Genomic DNA, 17678 nt, shown 5'->3' with positions numbered 1-17678 from the left:
TAATTGCTTAATTCACCGATTTTCTAGACACAAATTGTGTGAACATAAGCTAAATCGCATACCTCAACCAGCTATCTATCGTGCAAGATACCGACTCCATGAATGACATTGCTGCTGCACTCCAACAGCCAGCAGATTTAGACTTTGCATTACCTGATCCAGAAGATGAACAAATTCCTGAGTCCGATTTTTTACAACAACTTGATGTAGCATGGCAGGTATGCGATCGCTTTGATTTACAAACAGAAATTTGGCGTGGTCGCATTTTACGCGCTATCCGTGACCGAGAGAAAAAGGGCGGAGATGGACGCGGTGCGGGTTTCCTTAAATGGCTCAAAGAACGCGAAATCAGTAAAACTCAAGCCTATAGTTGGATTCAATTAGCCAATAGTGCTGATACCTTGATATCAGATGGCAAACTGAACCCAGATACGGTTAATAACTTTAGTAAACGGGCATTTGTAGAAACCGCCAAAGCGTCTCCAGAAGTACAACAGATGGTCAGTGAAGCTGCGGAGAAAGGCGATCGCATTACCCGCAGAGAAGTCCGTCAACTCAGCGACGAATGGACAGCCATGTCCTCCGATTTATTACCAGAAGAAGTCAGGGAAAAAGCCGCAGATAACAGTCTGCCACCGCGCTACATTGCCCCTCTGGTCAAGGAAATGGAAAAACTGCCCGAATTGCACCAAAAGGCATTACAAAGGGATATAGCCGCCAATCCTGACGTTGATACAGTCAAACAAGCCACTTCAGAAGCCCGACAATTAGCCAAATACCTCAAATCTGCCGCCCAAGTGCAAGCCTTAATAGCGGAAGATGTGGATATTGAAACTGCCTTAGAAGAAGCGCAAAGAGTCGGTTGTTTAAGTATTGCTGCTGACTTGGTAAATCAAGCATCGCAAATTGAACAAACCATCGGCAAGTTGTATATGACCTGGAAAAAAATCAGTAGTTTAGCAGATAGATTATATGTAGATACTGGTGCAAGTACACCCAATTTGCGATCGCTCCTCACCTGCATAGAACCTCTAGGAGGGGAAATCATGGAACTGCAATTAAGCGGAACAATAGAACACACAATTAGATTACAGATTCAAGAAACGAGTTAGTCAACTTAAACATGAAATCGGCGGTTAGAAACCGCATCTACACAAGCAAAACCCACCTAAGTGGGTTCAAACCCTTAATTTTTCTTTATTAGTCCGCGCAGGCGGACTTTGTTTGTATAGCCGTGAATTATATTCGCCGGGGCTATTACGGCGCTAATTCCTCCATTTTCTTTGCCAGTTCCACATCTAAATTGCTGATAGCATTACCGATATCGTGGGTAATAAGATTAACCTGAACAGTATTGTAAACATTAAACCATTCCGGGTGATGTCCAAGTTTTTCCGCGTGAACACCCGCACTAACCATCCAACCCAACGCCGTTGCAAAAGAGCTAAATTTATATTCTTTGTATAATTTGCCCTCTTTGATTTGCCATCCTGGTAAACTATTCAGGGCTAATGTTAGTTCGGTTTCGCTCAATTTTTGGGCTGCCATTTTTCTAACCTACACAGAGATTTATAGATACTAATCCTCTCTAATTATCATCTTTTTCTGTGTTTATGCTTCCATCTTTTGAGTAATATTTGCTGATACTTAGGGCTTGCTGAATAAACCTACAACCCAGACGCATGAAGAGTCTCATCTGTATGAAAGATAAATGAGGTGCAAGGAAAGTGTGATCATAGCATCAAAAATCGTTCAATTTTCCAGACTTGATATTACTTCTAACTTCTTCTAAATCCTCCTGATAGCGCGGCGTGGCGTTAGCCATACTCCTGATAGCGCGGCGTGGCGTTAGCCATACTTCTAGCCCTCACAGAAATTGTTCTGGGTTAAATTTTTCAGAGTCAGCAGTTTAGCCCTCTTCATCATCACCAAAATCAGGTTCAACACCAAGAGCGCGTAATTGTGCTGCTAATCTTTCTGCACGTCTTCTTTCTCGCTCCCCTTGTTTTCTTTCCCGTTCTGCCGGTGTGAGAACCCAGTTACCTGAAGCATCATACCAGCGTAACCACTGCCGTTCAATGCCTTCATAAACACCTTGCCACAGTCCCAAACCTAATTCAATATCATTTAGCCATACACGCGGTTGATTAATTTCCAATTCAGCATAACTACTTCCCTGTAATTGAAATGCTCTTAACTGGTCAGTGTAACGGTCAAAAACTAGATAATAAGGTACTCTTAAAACTCGTTCGTAAACTACCCATTTAGTTGGAGGTTGACTAGCATCTCGTAAGGTTCTCCCTAAATCTTCTTTTTCGGTTCCTGGTGAAATAAATTCTACCACTACAAAAGGATTAACGCCTTCTTGCCAAACCACATAACTCAGCCGCAGTTCTTTTTGTGCATACAACCTGGGGACATCAACTACAGCAAACCAGTCAGGGCGTTTATACCATAATGGATGATGAACATCGTAGTAAAGATTTAAGTCTGTGGCGATAAATACCTGATTTTCCGGGAACTTTGACGGACAAAAAGTTTCCCGTAATAACTGGGGTTGTAAAAGATGAAATTCGTCTGGCAAACCGGGTTCCTCTGGATCTTCGCTAGGTAAATCATACATTGTCGGTAGGAATTCCTTAGCAGAACGCGGTGGGTCTGTTTGATACATAACGGCTGCAAAAAAGAAATGTCAAGTTCACTATATGCTTGTTCTAATTCTTGATATTGCAATAAATCCAGTGCTAACTTTATTACTTAAGAACTAGATTTACACACTTTAATAATTTTGTAGTTCTCAAAAAACTGTACTAATAGTGCTGGTAAGAAAATTGATATTTTTTCCATTTGCATGGAATTACCATCTGGTGATTTTTTACCTAAATCAGCAATTAGGTTTAAAAAATTGCACTAAATTCATTTATAGTATGTTACACTTTTAATTATCCTATGTAGCAATACATAGGGGATTACCCCCAGTAACTATCTGTTAGTTGGGGTAAACTTCAATGTAAAATTAGTTCATGGAGGAAAAAGTGCTTAAGCACTATTTTTGTATTTTTGCGTGCTTGTGCGCGATATCCTATATCTCTCACAATGTAGCAACTACGGCTAAGTACAGCGATTCGACAGTCAAGACAGTAGAATCAGTAGTTACGAAAATTAAGGAGAAATAAAAGAACAAAATGTTCAGCTTAAATCAGTAAAGCAATCTCGTGTATTCATAACAAGCACTGTAAGATTTTGCTTGGATTCTTAAATACACCGGAAACTGGGTAGTGTTGGTAGCACTGCCCTTTTTTTATTGACATATTTAATATAGCACCTTCTGGTGCATTTTAGTAATCACTAATCACAAATTCGTACCATAAAAAACAAATTTTAGCTATACACATTAATCAATCATTTGTCAACTAAATAAAAAAATAAATAATTTCTCTCATTTTCTCGTTCCTAGTCTCTGACTAGGAATGCAGTTGATGAGGCTCTGCCTCAAGTACCAGCACAAAATCTGGTAAAGTGGCTTGTATTCTGGGATTGGAGGCAGAGCCTCCTGGTAGGCATTCCCAGCCGGAGTCTGGGAACGAGGGATATATTTTTTATTTTCTTAAATATCGCATTTACATCACCTTTGTCTGAACTCCAAAAATGTGATGCTTGGGGGGAGGGAAGCGATCTCTATCGCTTGTAAATGGTAAACTCCAAGAGTGCGATGCCTGGGGTAAGCGAAAACTCTTACCTTTGCGCCTTTGCGCCTTTGCGTGAGGCAAACTTATATTTTAACCCATCTTCCGCACCCTAAACTGTCACACAACGAAAAATGGTCGTTGGGGGATTTGGGATTAGCGAACTGCTTGCAGCAGCGCTTCGCTATTTCCTCGTTCCTAGTCTCCGACTAGGAATGCAGTTGATGAGGCTCTGCCTCAAGTACCAGCACAAAATCGGGTAAAATGGCTTGTATTCTGGGATTGGAGGCAGAGCCTCCTGGTAGGCATTCCCAGCCGGAGTCTGGGAACGAGGGATATATTTTTTATTTTCCTGCATATTGCATTTACATCACCTTTGTCTAAACTCCAAAAATGTGATGCTTGGGGGGAGGAAAGCGATCGCTTGTAAATGGTACACTCCAAGAGTGCGCTTAAAAATCCTATAAACTGATTAACCAGTGACAGATCGAGTCAACTTGAGTATCATTTGTCATATTAGCAGCATTGCTCAACTTACCAGATTCTAAATCATTCCATATTTCTTCAGCCATACGTTTTTCAATAGCTGCACCAATGAAAAATGTATGTGGTGACAAATCAACTTGAGAAAATGCCCTCCATATTCGAGATAAAGCAGTTATTGCTGTTTTCCAATGTTCATCAGCACCAGCAGGATCAATTCCTCCTTTTAATTCCCCCAGTGCAATATAAAGATTGGGAATTTTATAAGTTGCTGGAGAAATTTCTTGATAACCACAGTTGAAAAGACACACATCAATATTACTTTTCACTAAAGGAACTGTCAGATTATAAATTATTGTTCTATTTTTATTGCCAATAGACCAACTTAAACCCTTTACATATAAATCTATTCCTGCATCTTCTTCTGTCATTGGAATCCATGTTTTAGTTGTAGAATGTAACCAATAATAAGGAATATTAGCAAGTGCAAGATTAGCCAAAATTGCGCGAGTTAATTTACGCTGTGCTAACACTCCACCTACATTCCTCATTGAACCACCTAGCGTATCTCCTCTTGTTAGCAAAAATCTATAAACTAATTCTTCTACAAAATCTGAACCTGCTGGTTCTAAAAACTCCTTAATTAACCCTTGAATAGCTTGTATTTTATGCTGTGGCTGTAAATAACCTGCGGCTTTATCAGAAACTCCAGATGCAGCTAATAAAGCAGGTTGTATTTCTATCAGATTCATTAAATTAGCAGGACTATTAACTTGAGAAGCAATAGTTTTTAATACTCTTGCTTGATCAATAAATGGTGTAGATCGACGGTTTCTTTCAATAGCTAAAGCAACAAAACCAGATCTAGTTTTTTCATAAGCTGTTACTAAATCAAGACCTGTATTTAAATGATTTTTATATGCCAATTTTAGTTACCTTAATTTGATTAAATTAAACTTTTCTCCAAACATAAACGCACTTTCTCAGTGCATCACGTCCATGTATACCCATTTGTTGACTACTATTACCTTTAGTGTTGGGTAAAACTAAAATATTTTCTACTTTAAATCCCAGATACTCAGCTATATTCGATAGAATCATATCCACTGAAATACTCACACCAGCATAACGCACATTATCATTAATCATAAACATCAGCCCTTGTGGTTTCATGACTCGATAACATTCATAAATTATACAAGCCATTTCATAAAAATAACCTTTTACCATTCTCGGAATACCATTATTATTTAATTGTTTTTGTAATTTTTGTTCTTCCAAATATTGTAAAATTGCTTGGAGTAATTTTTGCTGATCTGTAGCCAAAATAGCATTTAACCATTGAGAATTAATTGCTAATAAATCTTTCGGTCTATTCTCAACCGTACAGCTTAACATTTGTTGTCTAAGATTAACTATTTCCTCTTGTCCTACTCCTAACAAAGCAAGTTCTAAAGCATAAGTTCTAGTGTAATCATAACGGTTGCAATAAGGAGGAGAAGTAAGAATTACATCATAATAAGAATTTGGCAATTGTGGCATTATATCTAAGCTAGAACCTGTAAACAAACGAATCCCACCTTGTTTAGTGTTACTGGGAAAAAGTTCACCTTGTTGACTCCCAGTTTGAATATCTGCTAAAATTTCCGTAATTTTAAAACTAATTGCTTGTTTAAAGCTGAGAATTTCTCCTTTATTAAAAGGTATATTACCTTGTTGACGACTAGAACGATAATCCCAACGTAAATATTGCCCATCTTTGCGAGTGTAACTAATTGCTTCTAAAACACATAATAGTGCAAATTGTAATACTTGCTTGATTCTACAATTTTCATCTTGGTAAGCACCGATATATTTTTGAATTTCGTTTAATGTCTCTTGAGGATATGCACCTGTCGTAATTTTTATTTCTTGAATAGTTTGTTGAGTTTTTGATTTCTCCCAAGGAAAATTTTTAGACCAATATAAAATTTTTGTGAAATCATCTGCTGTAAATTCTTGTTCTAAAATGAGCCTAGTATTTATAATTTCTTTTCCAATAGATAGTAATTCAATTCCATCAGCATTTAATCCTATATTACTAGCTGCAAATAAAGTTGTTCCACTACCAGCAAAAGGGTCTAATATTTCGCCAGATTCGATTATATATTTATCTAGTAAATATTTTACTAATGAAGCAGAAAAAGCTTCTTTATATTTGTACCATCGGTAAATAGGTTTAAGTTTATTAGCCTGAAAACTAACAATCTTGCGGTTGAGAACATCTTCTATGCAAAATTTATTAGCAAAGTGCTGGTATAGTTGGGTGTTAAGATCTTCAATTTCAATATTTTGTGTTTGATGATTTGGTGTTTGAGGTTCTAATTGTTGAAAATCAAGCATTATTTAAAGTGATTAAAAATATTGGCAGACGTTCTCCATCATAGCGTAAAAAAATTACCCCTCTATCTAATCCTAGAGGGGCTAAGACGTAAGGTGTTAGTAATAACTCGCGGATTTGCGATAATGTACTGCTGTGACAGCATCTTGATTTAAGACCTTACCATCATCAACAGTGGCATAAACTAACCAATGATCACCAGCTTCCATCCGACTTTGGACAGAACATTCCAAATACGCTAAAGCACCATTGAGAATAATCCCGCCATTATTGGCTTCTTGAGTTTCCAAACCGGCAAATCTATCTTGTCCAGGGGCGTAAACTTTCATAAATTGCTTACGAATTTCTTTCCCTTCCGCCAAGATATTAACTACAAATTTGTTATTTGTATAGGATAAGGATTCCATAGCTCGTTCTTTAGCTACCGCAATGGTTAAACCAGGAGGATTAAAACTGGCTTGTGTTACCCAAGATGCTAACATTCCCGTTTTAACATCACCTTGAGTGGCTGTAACCACACATATAGAACCAACAATCCGCCCTACAGCTTGTTCTACATTACTTGCTGGTTGTTTAGCGACGACTGATTTTTTCGCGGCGCGTTTCAATGCTTGGGCGAAATCAGTTCCCGCTTCTTCGCAGGTTTGTAAAGTGACTTCATTGGGTTTGAATTTAACGCGAATGGTGTCAAATCCAAATCTGTATCCTGCGTCTTTGAGTTTGCTTTCAATTAAATCAACGGCTTCTCCACTCCAACCAAAAGAACCAAATACACCGGCTAATTGATTGTTAGTAGCAGTAGAGAGGACAATTCCTAAAGCTGTTTGCACAGGTGTGGGTGCGTGTCCTCCTAATGTGGGAGAACCTATGACGAAACCAGCAGATTTTGCAATTGCGGCTTTGATTTCTTCGGGTTCGGTAAATTCGCAATTAATGGCCTCGACACTGACACCGGCTTTGGTGATGCCGCGAGCGATCGCCTGTGCTAAAGTTGCAGTATTGCCATAGGCAGAAGCATAAATTAAAGCTACCGTCATATCAGCCGAAGTTTGCTGTTTAGTCCATTCCCGATAGCCTTTGGTAATATCAATTAAACCATAGCGGACTATGGGACCATGACCACTAGCATACATTCGCACTGGCAAATCTGCTAATTTTTCTAAAGCTGTTTCGATTTGTCTGGCGTGAGGTGCCATTAAACAGTCAAAATAATAGCGTCTATCTTCGTTAAATACTTCCCAACCTTCATCAAAAACTTGATCTGAGCAAATATGCGCTCCAAATAATTTATCAGAAAATAAGATTTCTGTTTGCGGGTCCCAGGTACAAAGTTCGTCAGCGTAACGGGGGTTAGGTGTGGGAATAAATTGTAAATGATGTCCTTTTCCTAAATCTAGGGTATCTTCTCCCCGCATGACCAAAATTTGTAAATCCTCTTTTTCCAAAGCTGCGCGGAGATTTATCGCCCCTGGGTTAGAACAAACAAAGGTAATTTGGGGGGCGATTTCTAGTAATGCTTTTAGTGTTGCGGCGCGGTTGGGGTTAACGTGACCCAGAATCACATAATCGAGTTTTTTGACATCAAACCGCTGTTGTAAGGCTTGGAGATAAATTTCGGTAAAAGTTTCGCCAGGGGGGTCAAGCAGGGCATTTTTATCGCCTTGGATGAGATAAGAATTAGCCGTTGTTCCCTTGGCTAAAGCATATTCAATTTCAAATCTTAATCTTGCCCAACTGCGCGATCGCAATATTATGGTATCTGTACCAATGGGCAATATTTGTACATCACGGGGTTTAGTTTCTGACATGATACTTTATCTCCTTGATTTCTGAACATAACTCCCCTTCTCTCTTGTCCCCCTCCTCGCTTGCGGGGAGGGGCTAGGGGTGGGGTTTTATTACCCGCCCAATCTCCTCCAAAACCCCCTCTATCCTGAACAAAACATCCTCATTTTTAAATCTCACCACCCGCAAACCCAAAGACTCTAAAAACTCTTGTCGAATAGCATCTTCTACTTGCGTGTAATTGTGAATTTCTCCATCTACTTCAATTACTAATTTGACTTCGTGGCAATAAAAGTCAACTATAAATCTATCAATAACCTGCTGACGACGAAACTTCAAACCCAGCATTTGCTTATTTTTTAATCTTTGCCAAAGTTGCTTTTCTGCTAATGTGGCTTCTGTCCGCATTTGTCGGGCTAAAGGTTTAAGTTTTGACCAGATTTCCGGTGGACTTTGCCAAGAAACCCCACCCCCTAACCCCCTCCCCGCAAGCGAGGAGGGGGGACAAGAATTAGGATTGGGTATGTGATAATTTTTCATCTTTTGGTGTTACTATTTGACTGGTTTACAAGTACTATATTAGGACTTACGCACGCTCACTAATTTACCATGATATGAATGAACGAAATTGCGTCGTTTTCGGCTTTGGGAATAACTTATTGAGTAGGGTGCGTCAGATAGAGGGAATCTGTTTTTTTGTCAAAATATCGTGTCTGACGCACCCTACAAGGGATAAAATTTACGTCACATATTTGGGGAATCTTGTCAATGCGTAAATCCTATATATGAGTAAGTACCGATTCGGTACATTTGAGGAAATTAAAAATATAAGAAACAAGGGACATCATGATCAGCACCAATTTTCAAAAAATGGGGGGGTAGTTGCTTCCCTGGTAAGCATTCTAGCTCTTTCTCACCCTGCTAAAGCCGTTACCTTATTTGGTAATTATTCATCTACAAATGATGGACTTGGTACTACGATAAGTGCTACTACAGGTACAAGGGGTAAAGCCATTGGATTTACTCTACCTGTATCTACTGACTATACCCTAGATAGCGTATCGCTTCGTCTAGTAAACTATAATACTACTGCGGGTGATGTGGTACAACTGCAAATCTATAGGGATTCTGCCAAAGCTAGCAATAGTCCCCTTGGCACAACTCCTGAATCGCTGACGTTTAATAATCCTAGCTCTGCTAGTGATGCAGTCGGGAATTTTAACTTTACACCAACTACAAACTTCACCTTTTTAGCAGATACACGCTATTGGCTGTTAATGACTGTTCCCTCTGGTTCTGTTGGTTGGAGAGCGAATAGCCCAAGTGTTGCACCGACTGGAATTAGTGGTATGGGTTATAACGGCTATGTGTTTACCAATAACGGCGTCAGCTATGCCAACAGCACGCTTCTCAACAGTTTCCAAATTAATGCTACTCCTGTTCCCTTTGAGTCTAATGCCGCACCAGCAGGTATGGCGATTGTATTTGGTGCTTTTATGTTGCGGAGAAGGTTGCAGCAGCGCTCGGCTCAGAAGATGTTAGCAGAGTCGGTTGATTCTGGATTGATTCATGAGCCAACAGTTGAATAAAATCAAAGATATGTGAATAGAAATTTGTTTCTTTCTTGTCCCCCTCCTCGCTTGCGGGGAGGGGCTAGGGGTGGGGTTCTAATAATGATTCCCGACTTTCCGGTGGTGTACTGCTGTCATGGCATCGGGATTTGATACTCTACCGGCGTAGGCTGTGCTGTATACTGCCCAATGATCGCCACAATCCATGCGGCTGACAACTTCGCATTCTATGTATGCTAGGGCATCGGTGAGGATGGGTGCGCCATTTTCCGCAGGTTGGGTTTTGACTCCTTGAAAACGATCTGCACCGGGAGCAAATCTTTTTAAGAAATGTTTCATTAAGGGTTGATAGTTGCCTTCTTCGAGTACGTTGAGAACGAAGCGATCGCCTACTTGCATCAGTGATTCTATGGCTCGATCTTTAGCGACTGCAATGGAAAAACCCAGAGGTTTAAAGCTGGCTTGGCTTACCCAGGAGGCTAACATGGCGCTGGATACGTCGTCTTTTTTGGCGGTGATGATATATAAACCGCCGCTAATTCTGCCCAAGGCTTTGTCTAAATCAGCACCCAGGGATTTCATGGCTTTGATGCTTTTGTCTCTTGTTACCCATTGTCCTAAGTCTGTACCAGCTTCTTCACATTTTTTGTAAATGTTGGCTGTGGGTGTGTCCCGAATTTCAATGACGGGGAAAGCGATATTTAAGCCTAAAGCCCGGAATTTATTTAATAGGGGATAGGTGGGTTCATCATCTCCTCCACCGGTTTCAAAAATGCCAATTGCTTGTTTTTCTTTGGCAGAACCTAAAACGGTGCTGAGTGCGGCTTGAATGTTAGAATTGCTGGATGCTGGGGGCATTCCCACCACTAAACCTGTACAACGTCCTACCAGTTCCCGCAGTTCTTGTAGTTCGTTGACGCTGGCTAAATCTACTATTTCGACAGCGACACCGGTTTTTGTAATCCCGTTAGCGATAGATTGGGCTATTTGCGTGCCAAAACCGTACTCGGAGACGTAAAATATCCCTACAGGGGTTTCCGCTTTGGTTTGTCCTTGACTCCAACTGCGATAACGTCCTGTTAATTCTTCAACATTATTGTATAGTAGGGGTCCGTGTCCGGTGGCAATCATGCGAATTGTTTTCAATTCTCCCATGCGCTTCATTGCGGACAGGACGGAACGGGCATTTGGACCCATTAAACAATCGTAGTAATATTGAAAATCGGCTTCTATTGCTGCTAAATTGTCATCAAAGGTACTTTCTGAGCAGTAATGTAACCCAAAAGCGTCGCAGGTGTAAAGAATTTGGGTTTTGTGGTCAAAGCTGAAAATGGTATCCGGCCAGTGTAAATTAGGAGCTATGACAAATTCAAATTCATGGCCATTTCCTAAATCTAGGCGATCGCCATTTTTGACAATTTTCCGGTTAAATGGTTGATGTACCATATCTTCCAAAAACTGAATTGCCACTTTTGACGCAACTACGGTTATATGAGGCGCGAGTTGTAACAAGTCTTTCACTAAACCGCTGTGATCTGGTTCAGTGTGACTCACAATTAAATAATCAATATCTTGGGGATTAATTAAACCCGTGAGAGTATCAAAATAAAGTTGGCGAAACTTTTCATGGGAGGTATCAACCAGGGCGATTTTCTCACCACGAATCAGAAAAGAGTTGTATGTCGTGCCATTTTGTAAACCAAACTCAATATCAAAGCGATCGCGGTCCCAATCTAAAGACCGAATTGCGGTAGTATCTTCACTAATCTCTACAGTATTTATAGTCAGACGCTTTTCTAGTTTCTCGGTAAGCAATACCATAACGCCCCTCTTTAATAAATTGAGTATTTATGCCTTGCTCTTATTGTGGCACGGGTTGAATATTAATTTTTCTTAAAAAACATATACCTCAGTTAAGAAAATTAAAACTGTGAACAATCATCCTCAGTCAAAAGACCAACAGCGTCTTTCCATAGTCCTAATTGTGGGCAATTCCCGCCTTCATTGGGCATTATTCATAGATAAAACCCTATACTCAACTGGGGACATATTTCATCTATCTGCATCTATTATCCAACAATTAGCTCAATGTCCAACCTTAGATAATTGGCTGACAGCGATTTCTCTACCTAACAATCTTCCCATTATTCCAGATTATCCTATACCCCTGATTCTCGCTTCTGTCGTTCCTAGTCAAACCGCACTGTGGCAAAGTTACCCTCATTTGCGTCTGATTACTTTAGAAGATGTACCATTAGAGAGAATGTACCCCACATTAGGAATTGATAGGGCTTTAGCGGTATGGGGTGCGGGAATAACTTGGGGATTTCCCACATTAGTAATTGATGCTGGTACAGCATTGACTTTTACAGGTGCAGACAATCATCAATGCTTTGTTGGTGGGGCAATTTTGCCGGGTTTAGGGTTACAATTTGCCAGTTTAGGGCAAGAAACCGGACAATTACCATTATTAAAACCTGGTTTAATGATATCTTTACCACTACATTTTGCCATGAATACATCAGATGCAATTCAAAGTGGCGTAATTTACACTTTATTAAGTGGGATAAAGGATTTTATTGAGGCTTGGTGGCGGTTATTTCCTGGTAGTCAGGTTGTAATGACTGGTGGTGATAGTAATTTATTGAAAACCTATCTTTATCAACAAGTTCCAGATATAGCAGAACGATTAATTGTAGATAATTATTTGATATTTCAGGGAATTGGAAATATAGTGATTAGGTAATAAATCTCTAAAACTCGGCTCTACCGTATCAGGAACAGATTTTTCCGAATCAACACCTAACCCCTTAACAAGTTTAGATCCCCGACTTCTCAAAGAAGTCGGGGATCTGGGTTTGACGATATATGGTAAAATTGGATTCAAAACCACACAGAAAACATGGCTACAAAAATCCCCGTTACCGTCATCACAGGCTTCTTAGGAAGCGGTAAAACCAGCATTATCCGTCACCTCCTCCAAAACAACCAAGGACGACGGATAGCAGTATTAGTCAACGAATTTGGCGAACTGGGGATAGATGGAGAATTATTGAAATCCTGTCAAATTTGCCCTGAAGATGAAACAGAAGCAAATCCAGAAACTAACATATTTGAACTGACAAACGGCTGTTTATGCTGCACGGTTCAAGAGGAATTTTACCCGACAATGAGGGAATTAATTAAACGCCGCGATAGCATAGATTATATTATCATTGAAACCTCTGGTTTAGCATTACCAAAACCCTTAATTAAAGCCTTTCGTTGGCAAGAAATCCGCAACGCTGCTACAGTAGATGCAGTAATTACAGTAGTAGATTGTGCCGCAGTTGCAGCGGGAACATTTGCTAGTGATTTAGATGCGATCGCCGCCCAACGCCAAGAAGATGATAGTCTAGAACATGAAACACCATTACAAGAATTGTTTGAAGATCAACTTGCTTGTGCTGATTTAGTGATTTTGAATAAAACTGATTTGGTTGATGCAGAAACACAAGCACAAGTTTTAGAATTAGTCAAGAAAGAATTACCTAGAGTTGTGAAAATTGTCTCTAGTGATTATGGTAAATTAGATCCATCTATCTTATTAGGATTTGCTGCCGCAGTTGAAGATAATTTAGATGATCGTCCTAGTCATCACGACACAGAAGAAGACCATGATCATGATGATGAAATTAACTCAACTCACGTGATTTTAGACCGGACATTTGACCCCGAAAAACTACAAGCAACATTAGAAAAGCTGGCACAAGAACAAGAAATATACAGAATTAAAGGTTTTGTGGCGGTTGCTAATAAACCCATGCGGTTAGTTATGCAAGGTGTGGGAAATAGATTTGATAAATTTTATGATCGTCCTTGGAAAGTAGAAGAACCAAAACAAACCAGTTTAGTTTTTATCGGTCGTAATTTACAATCTTCAGCAATAGAATCTCAATTAGTAGCTTTGTAATATGAATATCACAGATTTATTTAACGTTGCCAATCTTTTTGTTTTGCCTTTTTGGGCTTTGATGATTTTATTGCCTAACTGGAATATCACCCGCAAGGTAATGGAATCTTATTTACCTTTTGTAGTTTTAGCTGGTGCATATTTGTACTTATTTGTCATCAGCATTACCCCAGAAAACGCCGCAGCTTTATCAAATCCTCAATTAGCAGATATAGCCAGGTTTTTTAGTGATGAAACTGCTGCTGCTACAGGCTGGATTCACTTTTTGGTTATGGATTTATTTGTCGGTAGATGGATTTATTGGCAAGGACAAAAAACCGGAATTTGGACAATTCACTCGATAGCTTTGTGTTTATTTGCAGGTCCTTTAGGTGTCCTTTCTCATATTTTTACCTATTGGATTTCTAAAGCTTTTGCTAAAGGTTCTGAAGGGATAACAGTTACACAAAAAGCAGAAGTTTAGGAATTTAGATCCCCGATTTCTTGGAGAAGTTGGGGATCTGTTTTTGTTTTTATTTCTATTTTTAACTAACAGCATATTCTGTATAAGGACGAATTTCTAAAGGATGAAAGCCTAAAACAATTTGATCTTTAGGAATACCAGCACTAACTAAATCGTTAGCAATTCCATCTTCTGTTCCATCCCTTTGAATCCAAATTTTATTATCAATAATTTGTATATGGACAATACAAGCATGAACTCTCACATCTTTTTCCCAACCAGAAGTTATTAATAAATAATCTTTATCATCTTTACTAATAATTAATTCTGTTTTTAGTTCTCTGGAATGATAAGGAATTTCTGCATATTCAGTTAATACTTTTTGAATAATTTGTTGATATCCATTTAGTCTATCCATTGTGTAATCTCCTCTTGGTTGGGATCAAAAATAAGCAAGTGGATTTTATGTTTTTTTAAAACTAATGTACCAATAGGTTCAGAAAAAATTTCTTTATATGTTGATTCACGAATAGCTAAATATAACAAATGTTCGTTTGCGCTTTCTTCTAAAATATCTGTGTATAAAAGATATTGCCCTAGTGCATTTTGTAAATCAGCAATTGCAGATGGACTAATAAAACTTTTAATTTCTACAATAATTTTCTGTTTTTCTTTTTCCGCAACCAGTAATTTTTTTGCACCTAAATCAACAAATAATTCTCGTAACCCCCACTTTAGTTTAAAGGGATCATCTGTAATTATCCATCCATCTTTTTCTAAGGCAGTTCTAACTGTATTGTGATAAATATCTTTGGCTGGCATTTCTAGTTAATCTTAAATCCAATCTATGCGGTTAATACCAATTATAATTACAGGGTGAAATAAATCACCCTATGTAATGACGATTAAGCTGCTACAGATTCCCTTTCTCTAAATTTGGCATCTAACCAACAGCGTGGTAATTTTTCCCCAGAAGGAAACACTAGTTCTTCTTTTTGATAAATGTCCGTTTCTTGTTCTTCTTGTCCTTCTTGGTCTTGGGCATGGACAATTTTACTAGTGGGGTCTAATAGTTCTTGAACATCAACTATTTTCACTAAATCGCGGCTATCTTTGATTTGTAAAAACATATTGGTCAACCTCCATTATTTAAATGTGTAAATTTGCTAATGGGAAGAAAATGAAGCTTAGATTTCCCGTTGATATTTTTCGACAATATCTACTAAGGTAACTTGACATTGTAAGGGCAACAAATTAATTAAAGATATTTCATTTCTGCCACCGCCAACTTTAACAGTAATAGATTCTAAAGCAGCAATTACTTGATCTTCATTAACGCTTTTAGAAGTAATTAAAGGATACAATTTTTCAGCCACAACATTATGCAGTTTGGCATCAGATAGATATAGATGCCATTTGGCAATATCTATATAAACACTTTCACCAATTTCTGCGGCTAGGGTTTCTAGTAATTCTGTGGTATTAGTTTTAGCCATAAATATAACCTCTTTGTTAGTAACATCGGGATATCTTAGCTTACTTCATATTATTACTCAATTAGCTAGACTTGATCTACTACCACAGGTGAGAATTCCCTAGCTTGTTTTTCTTTCTTTAGGTAGATTTCGGTGGTGTGGGGTCGTAATTAGCGATCGCACCAATGTAAATTAGATGCAGCAGCAATACTCCTACCCAACCAATTGTTACCCCAGGAAGCCATTCCCAGGCAGTAGTTTTCAAAATGTGGAAAAACCACAACCCAGAATTGACAGTTGCACAAATACCAACATGAACAGCGAAATTCATGCGATCATCTAGTTTACGGAAATCTGGATCTTTGCGATCTGGTTTGCGAGGCCAACGGGGAGGCATAAATATAAATGTTCGTGACAGCAGTTAACGCACCTTATTTATTGTAAGGTGTTTGGGGTTGACTTGCTCAGATCCGCAAATAATTTCCTCCATCTGGGGATAAGATAATATTGATGGTGTTCCCCAGATGGTAATATAGGCTATAAACTCTGCACAGTTGACTCTGCATAGCAACTATCACCAAATTCGCTGCCTCTGGCACTAGGTACTAAAGTCCAACCTGCTTTCAAGAGTTTTTGATAAGTGGCCCAACCCTTAGAACCGCGAGGGATGCGATAGTCTGGAACTGAAAATTGCGGAAAAGCTGTGTAAGGTCGCCAAGGTTGTCCAGGTGCAGTTTGCAGGTGTAAGATCTTTTCATCATCGCCGCTAGACTTAGATAACCAGCACATTTGTCGAAGCATAATGAACTCCTTGATTGTTTAGCTGAAATATCACAAGGACGCTGACTGCGGATATTTAGTGGTGTGGGAAACTGTTATCAAAGTGTTTTTCATTCCCAATCTAAAATTCCGAATTAGTATGACATATTTTGATCATGTCATACTGCTACCAAATTCCGATGAAGCTACATAGAATCAGATTTCTAGAATCATTGACCGCAGATAAACGCAGATAAACGCGGATAAGGACGGATGAATTCATGGATTCGATGATTCTGTGCAGTCTCAGATAAAGTTGGTATGAATTGTGATAGAGTTGTTTTGACCTTATATTTAAGGTGATAAAGATTATTTTTGTCGGGTGAATTATTTAGGAAGGCAAACTCCTGTAGGTTGCTGTTTATTGAAGATGGCAAGAGGCAAAAGAAATGGTTTTTTGATTCTTGATGTTTCTTACTATGTGAATATTTTTATCATGTTATCCACTGTTGCCAGAATTGGATGTATCCATAGTTACGATTTTGTAAAAATTATTAAAATTTTATGAATCAGGAGAGTTAGAAGGGTTGGAATGCTTGTCAAATCAGCAATTAACGGATTTGAGTTTGTGGTAAAATGATTAACTATCACCGTTATGATTTAAGATAGCTATGTATTTATTTTTCTATTGATATAGATAAGCGCAGATCATGAATAAACCAGTTATTTGGATCAATGGAGACTGTCTGAGTCCCCACAACCCTGCACTCCAAGAATATCCCCAAGCCCCAGCCCTTTGGGTTTGGGATGATGCTTTAATTGCCCAATGGCAAATTAGCCTCAAACGCCTGACTTTCATTTATGAATGTTTGCTAGAATTACCTGTAGAAATTCGCCGGGGAAATGTGGCAGCAGAAGTTTTAGCTTTTGCGAAGGAACATAATACTAATTTAGTTATAACTACAGATAGTCCTAGTCCCAGGTTTGATGATATTTGTGATCAAATAGAAAAGTCTGTAAAGTTGGAAGTTTTTGCTGTAGAACCGTTTTTTGAATATGACGGATATATTGATTTAAAGCGGTTTTCCCGTTATTGGAAAGTAGCAGAAAAATATGTTTTTGAATAAGAAAATAAATGTAATTTA

General features: G+C 38.8%; 19 protein-coding genes. 6 read left to right on the top strand and 13 right to left on the bottom strand.

Annotated elements, in window-relative coordinates; all coding sequences use genetic code 11:
- The first annotated feature begins 80 nt into the window (after positions 1 to 80).
- Positions 81 to 1112: a hypothetical protein gene (locus tag FJR37_RS01410; protein ID WP_039200963.1), complete on the top strand. Its 1032-nt coding sequence runs from the start codon at positions 81 to 83 to the stop codon at positions 1110 to 1112.
- A gap of 145 nt (positions 1113 to 1257) precedes the next feature.
- On the opposite strand, the gene FJR37_RS01405 is transcribed toward FJR37_RS01410, so the two are convergent.
- The 6 genes from FJR37_RS01405 to FJR37_RS01380 form a co-directional block, all read right to left on the bottom strand.
- Positions 1258 to 1548 (bottom strand): 4a-hydroxytetrahydrobiopterin dehydratase, encoded by a 291-nt coding sequence (locus FJR37_RS01405; protein WP_039200962.1) that lies wholly within the window; start codon positions 1546 to 1548, stop codon positions 1258 to 1260.
- 361 nt (positions 1549 to 1909) lie between these two features.
- Positions 1910 to 2671 carry a Uma2 family endonuclease gene (locus FJR37_RS01400; RefSeq protein ID WP_168465094.1) on the bottom strand — a complete coding sequence of 254 codons (762 nt, stop codon included), beginning with the start codon at positions 2669 to 2671 and terminating at the stop codon, positions 1910 to 1912.
- A gap of 1476 nt (positions 2672 to 4147) precedes the next feature.
- Positions 4148 to 5095, bottom strand: a complete 948-nt coding sequence (locus FJR37_RS01395) for an AvaI/BsoBI family type II restriction endonuclease (protein ID WP_168465093.1) — start codon at positions 5093 to 5095, stop codon at positions 4148 to 4150.
- Between the two features lie 25 nt (positions 5096 to 5120).
- Entirely contained in the window at positions 5121 to 6551 is a 1431-nt protein-coding gene (locus FJR37_RS01390; protein WP_168465092.1) for a DNA methyltransferase, read from the bottom strand.
- 96 nt (positions 6552 to 6647) lie between these two features.
- Positions 6648 to 8357 carry a diflavin flavoprotein gene (locus FJR37_RS01385; protein WP_168465091.1) on the bottom strand — a complete coding sequence of 570 codons (1710 nt, stop codon included), beginning with the start codon at positions 8355 to 8357 and terminating at the stop codon, positions 6648 to 6650.
- 73 nt (positions 8358 to 8430) lie between these two features.
- Positions 8431 to 8874, bottom strand: a complete 444-nt coding sequence (locus tag FJR37_RS01380) for an endonuclease domain-containing protein (RefSeq protein WP_168465090.1) — start codon at positions 8872 to 8874, stop codon at positions 8431 to 8433.
- Positions 8875 to 9119: 245 nt separating this feature from the next.
- Between FJR37_RS01380 and FJR37_RS01375 the strand changes: the two genes are divergently transcribed.
- Positions 9120 to 9923: a choice-of-anchor R domain-containing protein gene (locus FJR37_RS01375; protein WP_168465089.1), complete on the top strand. Its 804-nt coding sequence runs from the start codon at positions 9120 to 9122 to the stop codon at positions 9921 to 9923.
- 78 nt (positions 9924 to 10001) lie between these two features.
- Here the strand turns inward: FJR37_RS01375 and FJR37_RS01370 are convergent, their stop codons facing one another.
- Positions 10002 to 11726, bottom strand: a complete 1725-nt coding sequence (locus tag FJR37_RS01370; protein ID WP_039201090.1) for a diflavin flavoprotein — start codon at positions 11724 to 11726, stop codon at positions 10002 to 10004.
- A gap of 109 nt (positions 11727 to 11835) precedes the next feature.
- Here FJR37_RS01370 and FJR37_RS01365 point away from each other — a divergent pair, with 109 nt between their 5' ends.
- The 3 genes from FJR37_RS01365 (at position 11836) to FJR37_RS01355 (ending at position 14320) form a co-directional block, all read left to right on the top strand.
- Positions 11836 to 12651, top strand: a complete 816-nt coding sequence (locus FJR37_RS01365) for a pantothenate kinase (protein WP_053538330.1) — start codon at positions 11836 to 11838, stop codon at positions 12649 to 12651.
- Positions 12652 to 12807: 156 nt separating this feature from the next.
- The gene (gene cobW, locus FJR37_RS01360) at positions 12808 to 13857 is read left to right on the top strand and encodes a cobalamin biosynthesis protein CobW (protein WP_039201091.1); all 1050 of its coding nucleotides are present in this window, start codon (positions 12808 to 12810) and stop codon (positions 13855 to 13857) included.
- Between the two features lies 1 nt (position 13858).
- A complete protein-coding gene (locus tag FJR37_RS01355) occupies positions 13859 to 14320 on the top strand; it encodes an ABA4-like family protein (protein ID WP_168465088.1) in 462 nt (153 codons plus the stop codon).
- Positions 14321 to 14381: 61 nt separating this feature from the next.
- Here FJR37_RS01355 and FJR37_RS01350 read toward each other — a convergent pair whose 3' ends face one another.
- From FJR37_RS01350 to FJR37_RS01325, 6 genes are all read right to left on the bottom strand, one after another.
- Positions 14382 to 14717, bottom strand: a complete 336-nt coding sequence (locus FJR37_RS01350; RefSeq protein WP_168465087.1) for a XisI protein — start codon at positions 14715 to 14717, stop codon at positions 14382 to 14384.
- Positions 14705 to 15121, bottom strand: coding sequence for a XisH family protein (locus FJR37_RS01345; protein ID WP_168465086.1), 417 nt, complete (start codon positions 15119 to 15121; stop codon positions 14705 to 14707). Before FJR37_RS01345 ends, FJR37_RS01350 begins: the two co-directional genes overlap by 13 nt.
- Before the next feature lie 83 nt (positions 15122 to 15204).
- Positions 15205 to 15429: a hypothetical protein gene (locus tag FJR37_RS01340; protein ID WP_027401946.1), complete on the bottom strand. Its 225-nt coding sequence runs from the start codon at positions 15427 to 15429 to the stop codon at positions 15205 to 15207.
- Positions 15430 to 15486: 57 nt separating this feature from the next.
- Entirely contained in the window at positions 15487 to 15795 is a 309-nt protein-coding gene (locus FJR37_RS01335) for a DUF3181 family protein (RefSeq protein WP_039201093.1), read from the bottom strand.
- Between the two features lie 118 nt (positions 15796 to 15913).
- Positions 15914 to 16171 (bottom strand): hypothetical protein, encoded by a 258-nt coding sequence (locus FJR37_RS01330; RefSeq protein WP_027401948.1) that lies wholly within the window; start codon positions 16169 to 16171, stop codon positions 15914 to 15916.
- A gap of 140 nt (positions 16172 to 16311) precedes the next feature.
- Complete coding sequence (locus tag FJR37_RS01325) at positions 16312 to 16575, bottom strand: hypothetical protein (RefSeq protein ID WP_168465085.1); 264 nt, start codon at positions 16573 to 16575, stop codon at positions 16312 to 16314.
- Positions 16576 to 17243: 668 nt separating this feature from the next.
- Between FJR37_RS01325 and FJR37_RS01320 the strand changes: the two genes are divergently transcribed.
- Complete coding sequence (locus FJR37_RS01320; RefSeq protein WP_168465084.1) at positions 17244 to 17660, top strand: deoxyribodipyrimidine photo-lyase; 417 nt, start codon at positions 17244 to 17246, stop codon at positions 17658 to 17660.
- Positions 17661 to 17678 lie beyond the last annotated feature (18 nt).

The sequence above is a fragment of the Aphanizomenon sp. UHCC 0183 genome (assembly GCF_009712065.1).
GTDB classification, from domain to species: Bacteria; Cyanobacteriota; Cyanobacteriia; order Cyanobacteriales; family Nostocaceae; genus Dolichospermum; species Dolichospermum heterosporum.
Note: the sequence above shows the minus strand (reverse complement) of the source record. Positions and strands in the feature narration are given on the sequence as shown.

Excerpts from the sequence above, each read along its gene's own strand:
- FJR37_RS01400 (WP_168465094.1), bottom strand. The coding sequence starts at position 2,671 with ATGTATCAAACAGACCCACCGCGTTCTGCTAAGGAATTCCTACCGACA.
- FJR37_RS01355 (WP_168465088.1), top strand. The coding sequence starts at position 13,859 with ATGAATATCACAGATTTATTTAACGTTGCCAATCTTTTTGTTTTGCCT.
- FJR37_RS01345 (WP_168465086.1), bottom strand. The coding sequence starts at position 15,121 with ATGCCAGCCAAAGATATTTATCACAATACAGTTAGAACTGCCTTAGAA.
- FJR37_RS01385 (WP_168465091.1), bottom strand. The coding sequence starts at position 8,357 with ATGTCAGAAACTAAACCCCGTGATGTACAAATATTGCCCATTGGTACA.
- FJR37_RS01320 (WP_168465084.1), top strand. The coding sequence starts at position 17,244 with ATGAATAAACCAGTTATTTGGATCAATGGAGACTGTCTGAGTCCCCAC.
- cobW (WP_039201091.1), top strand. The coding sequence starts at position 12,808 with ATGGCTACAAAAATCCCCGTTACCGTCATCACAGGCTTCTTAGGAAGC.
- FJR37_RS01350 (WP_168465087.1), bottom strand. The coding sequence starts at position 14,717 with ATGGATAGACTAAATGGATATCAACAAATTATTCAAAAAGTATTAACT.
- FJR37_RS01330 (WP_027401948.1), bottom strand. The coding sequence starts at position 16,171 with ATGCCTCCCCGTTGGCCTCGCAAACCAGATCGCAAAGATCCAGATTTC.
- FJR37_RS01405 (WP_039200962.1), bottom strand. The coding sequence starts at position 1,548 with ATGGCAGCCCAAAAATTGAGCGAAACCGAACTAACATTAGCCCTGAAT.
- FJR37_RS01375 (WP_168465089.1), top strand. The coding sequence starts at position 9,120 with ATGAGTAAGTACCGATTCGGTACATTTGAGGAAATTAAAAATATAAGA.
- FJR37_RS01340 (WP_027401946.1), bottom strand. The coding sequence starts at position 15,429 with ATGTTTTTACAAATCAAAGATAGCCGCGATTTAGTGAAAATAGTTGAT.
- FJR37_RS01380 (WP_168465090.1), bottom strand. The coding sequence starts at position 8,874 with ATGAAAAATTATCACATACCCAATCCTAATTCTTGTCCCCCCTCCTCG.
- FJR37_RS01335 (WP_039201093.1), bottom strand. The coding sequence starts at position 15,795 with ATGGCTAAAACTAATACCACAGAATTACTAGAAACCCTAGCCGCAGAA.
- FJR37_RS01390 (WP_168465092.1), bottom strand. The coding sequence starts at position 6,551 with ATGCTTGATTTTCAACAATTAGAACCTCAAACACCAAATCATCAAACA.
- FJR37_RS01325 (WP_168465085.1), bottom strand. The coding sequence starts at position 16,575 with ATGCTTCGACAAATGTGCTGGTTATCTAAGTCTAGCGGCGATGATGAA.
- FJR37_RS01370 (WP_039201090.1), bottom strand. The coding sequence starts at position 11,726 with ATGGTATTGCTTACCGAGAAACTAGAAAAGCGTCTGACTATAAATACT.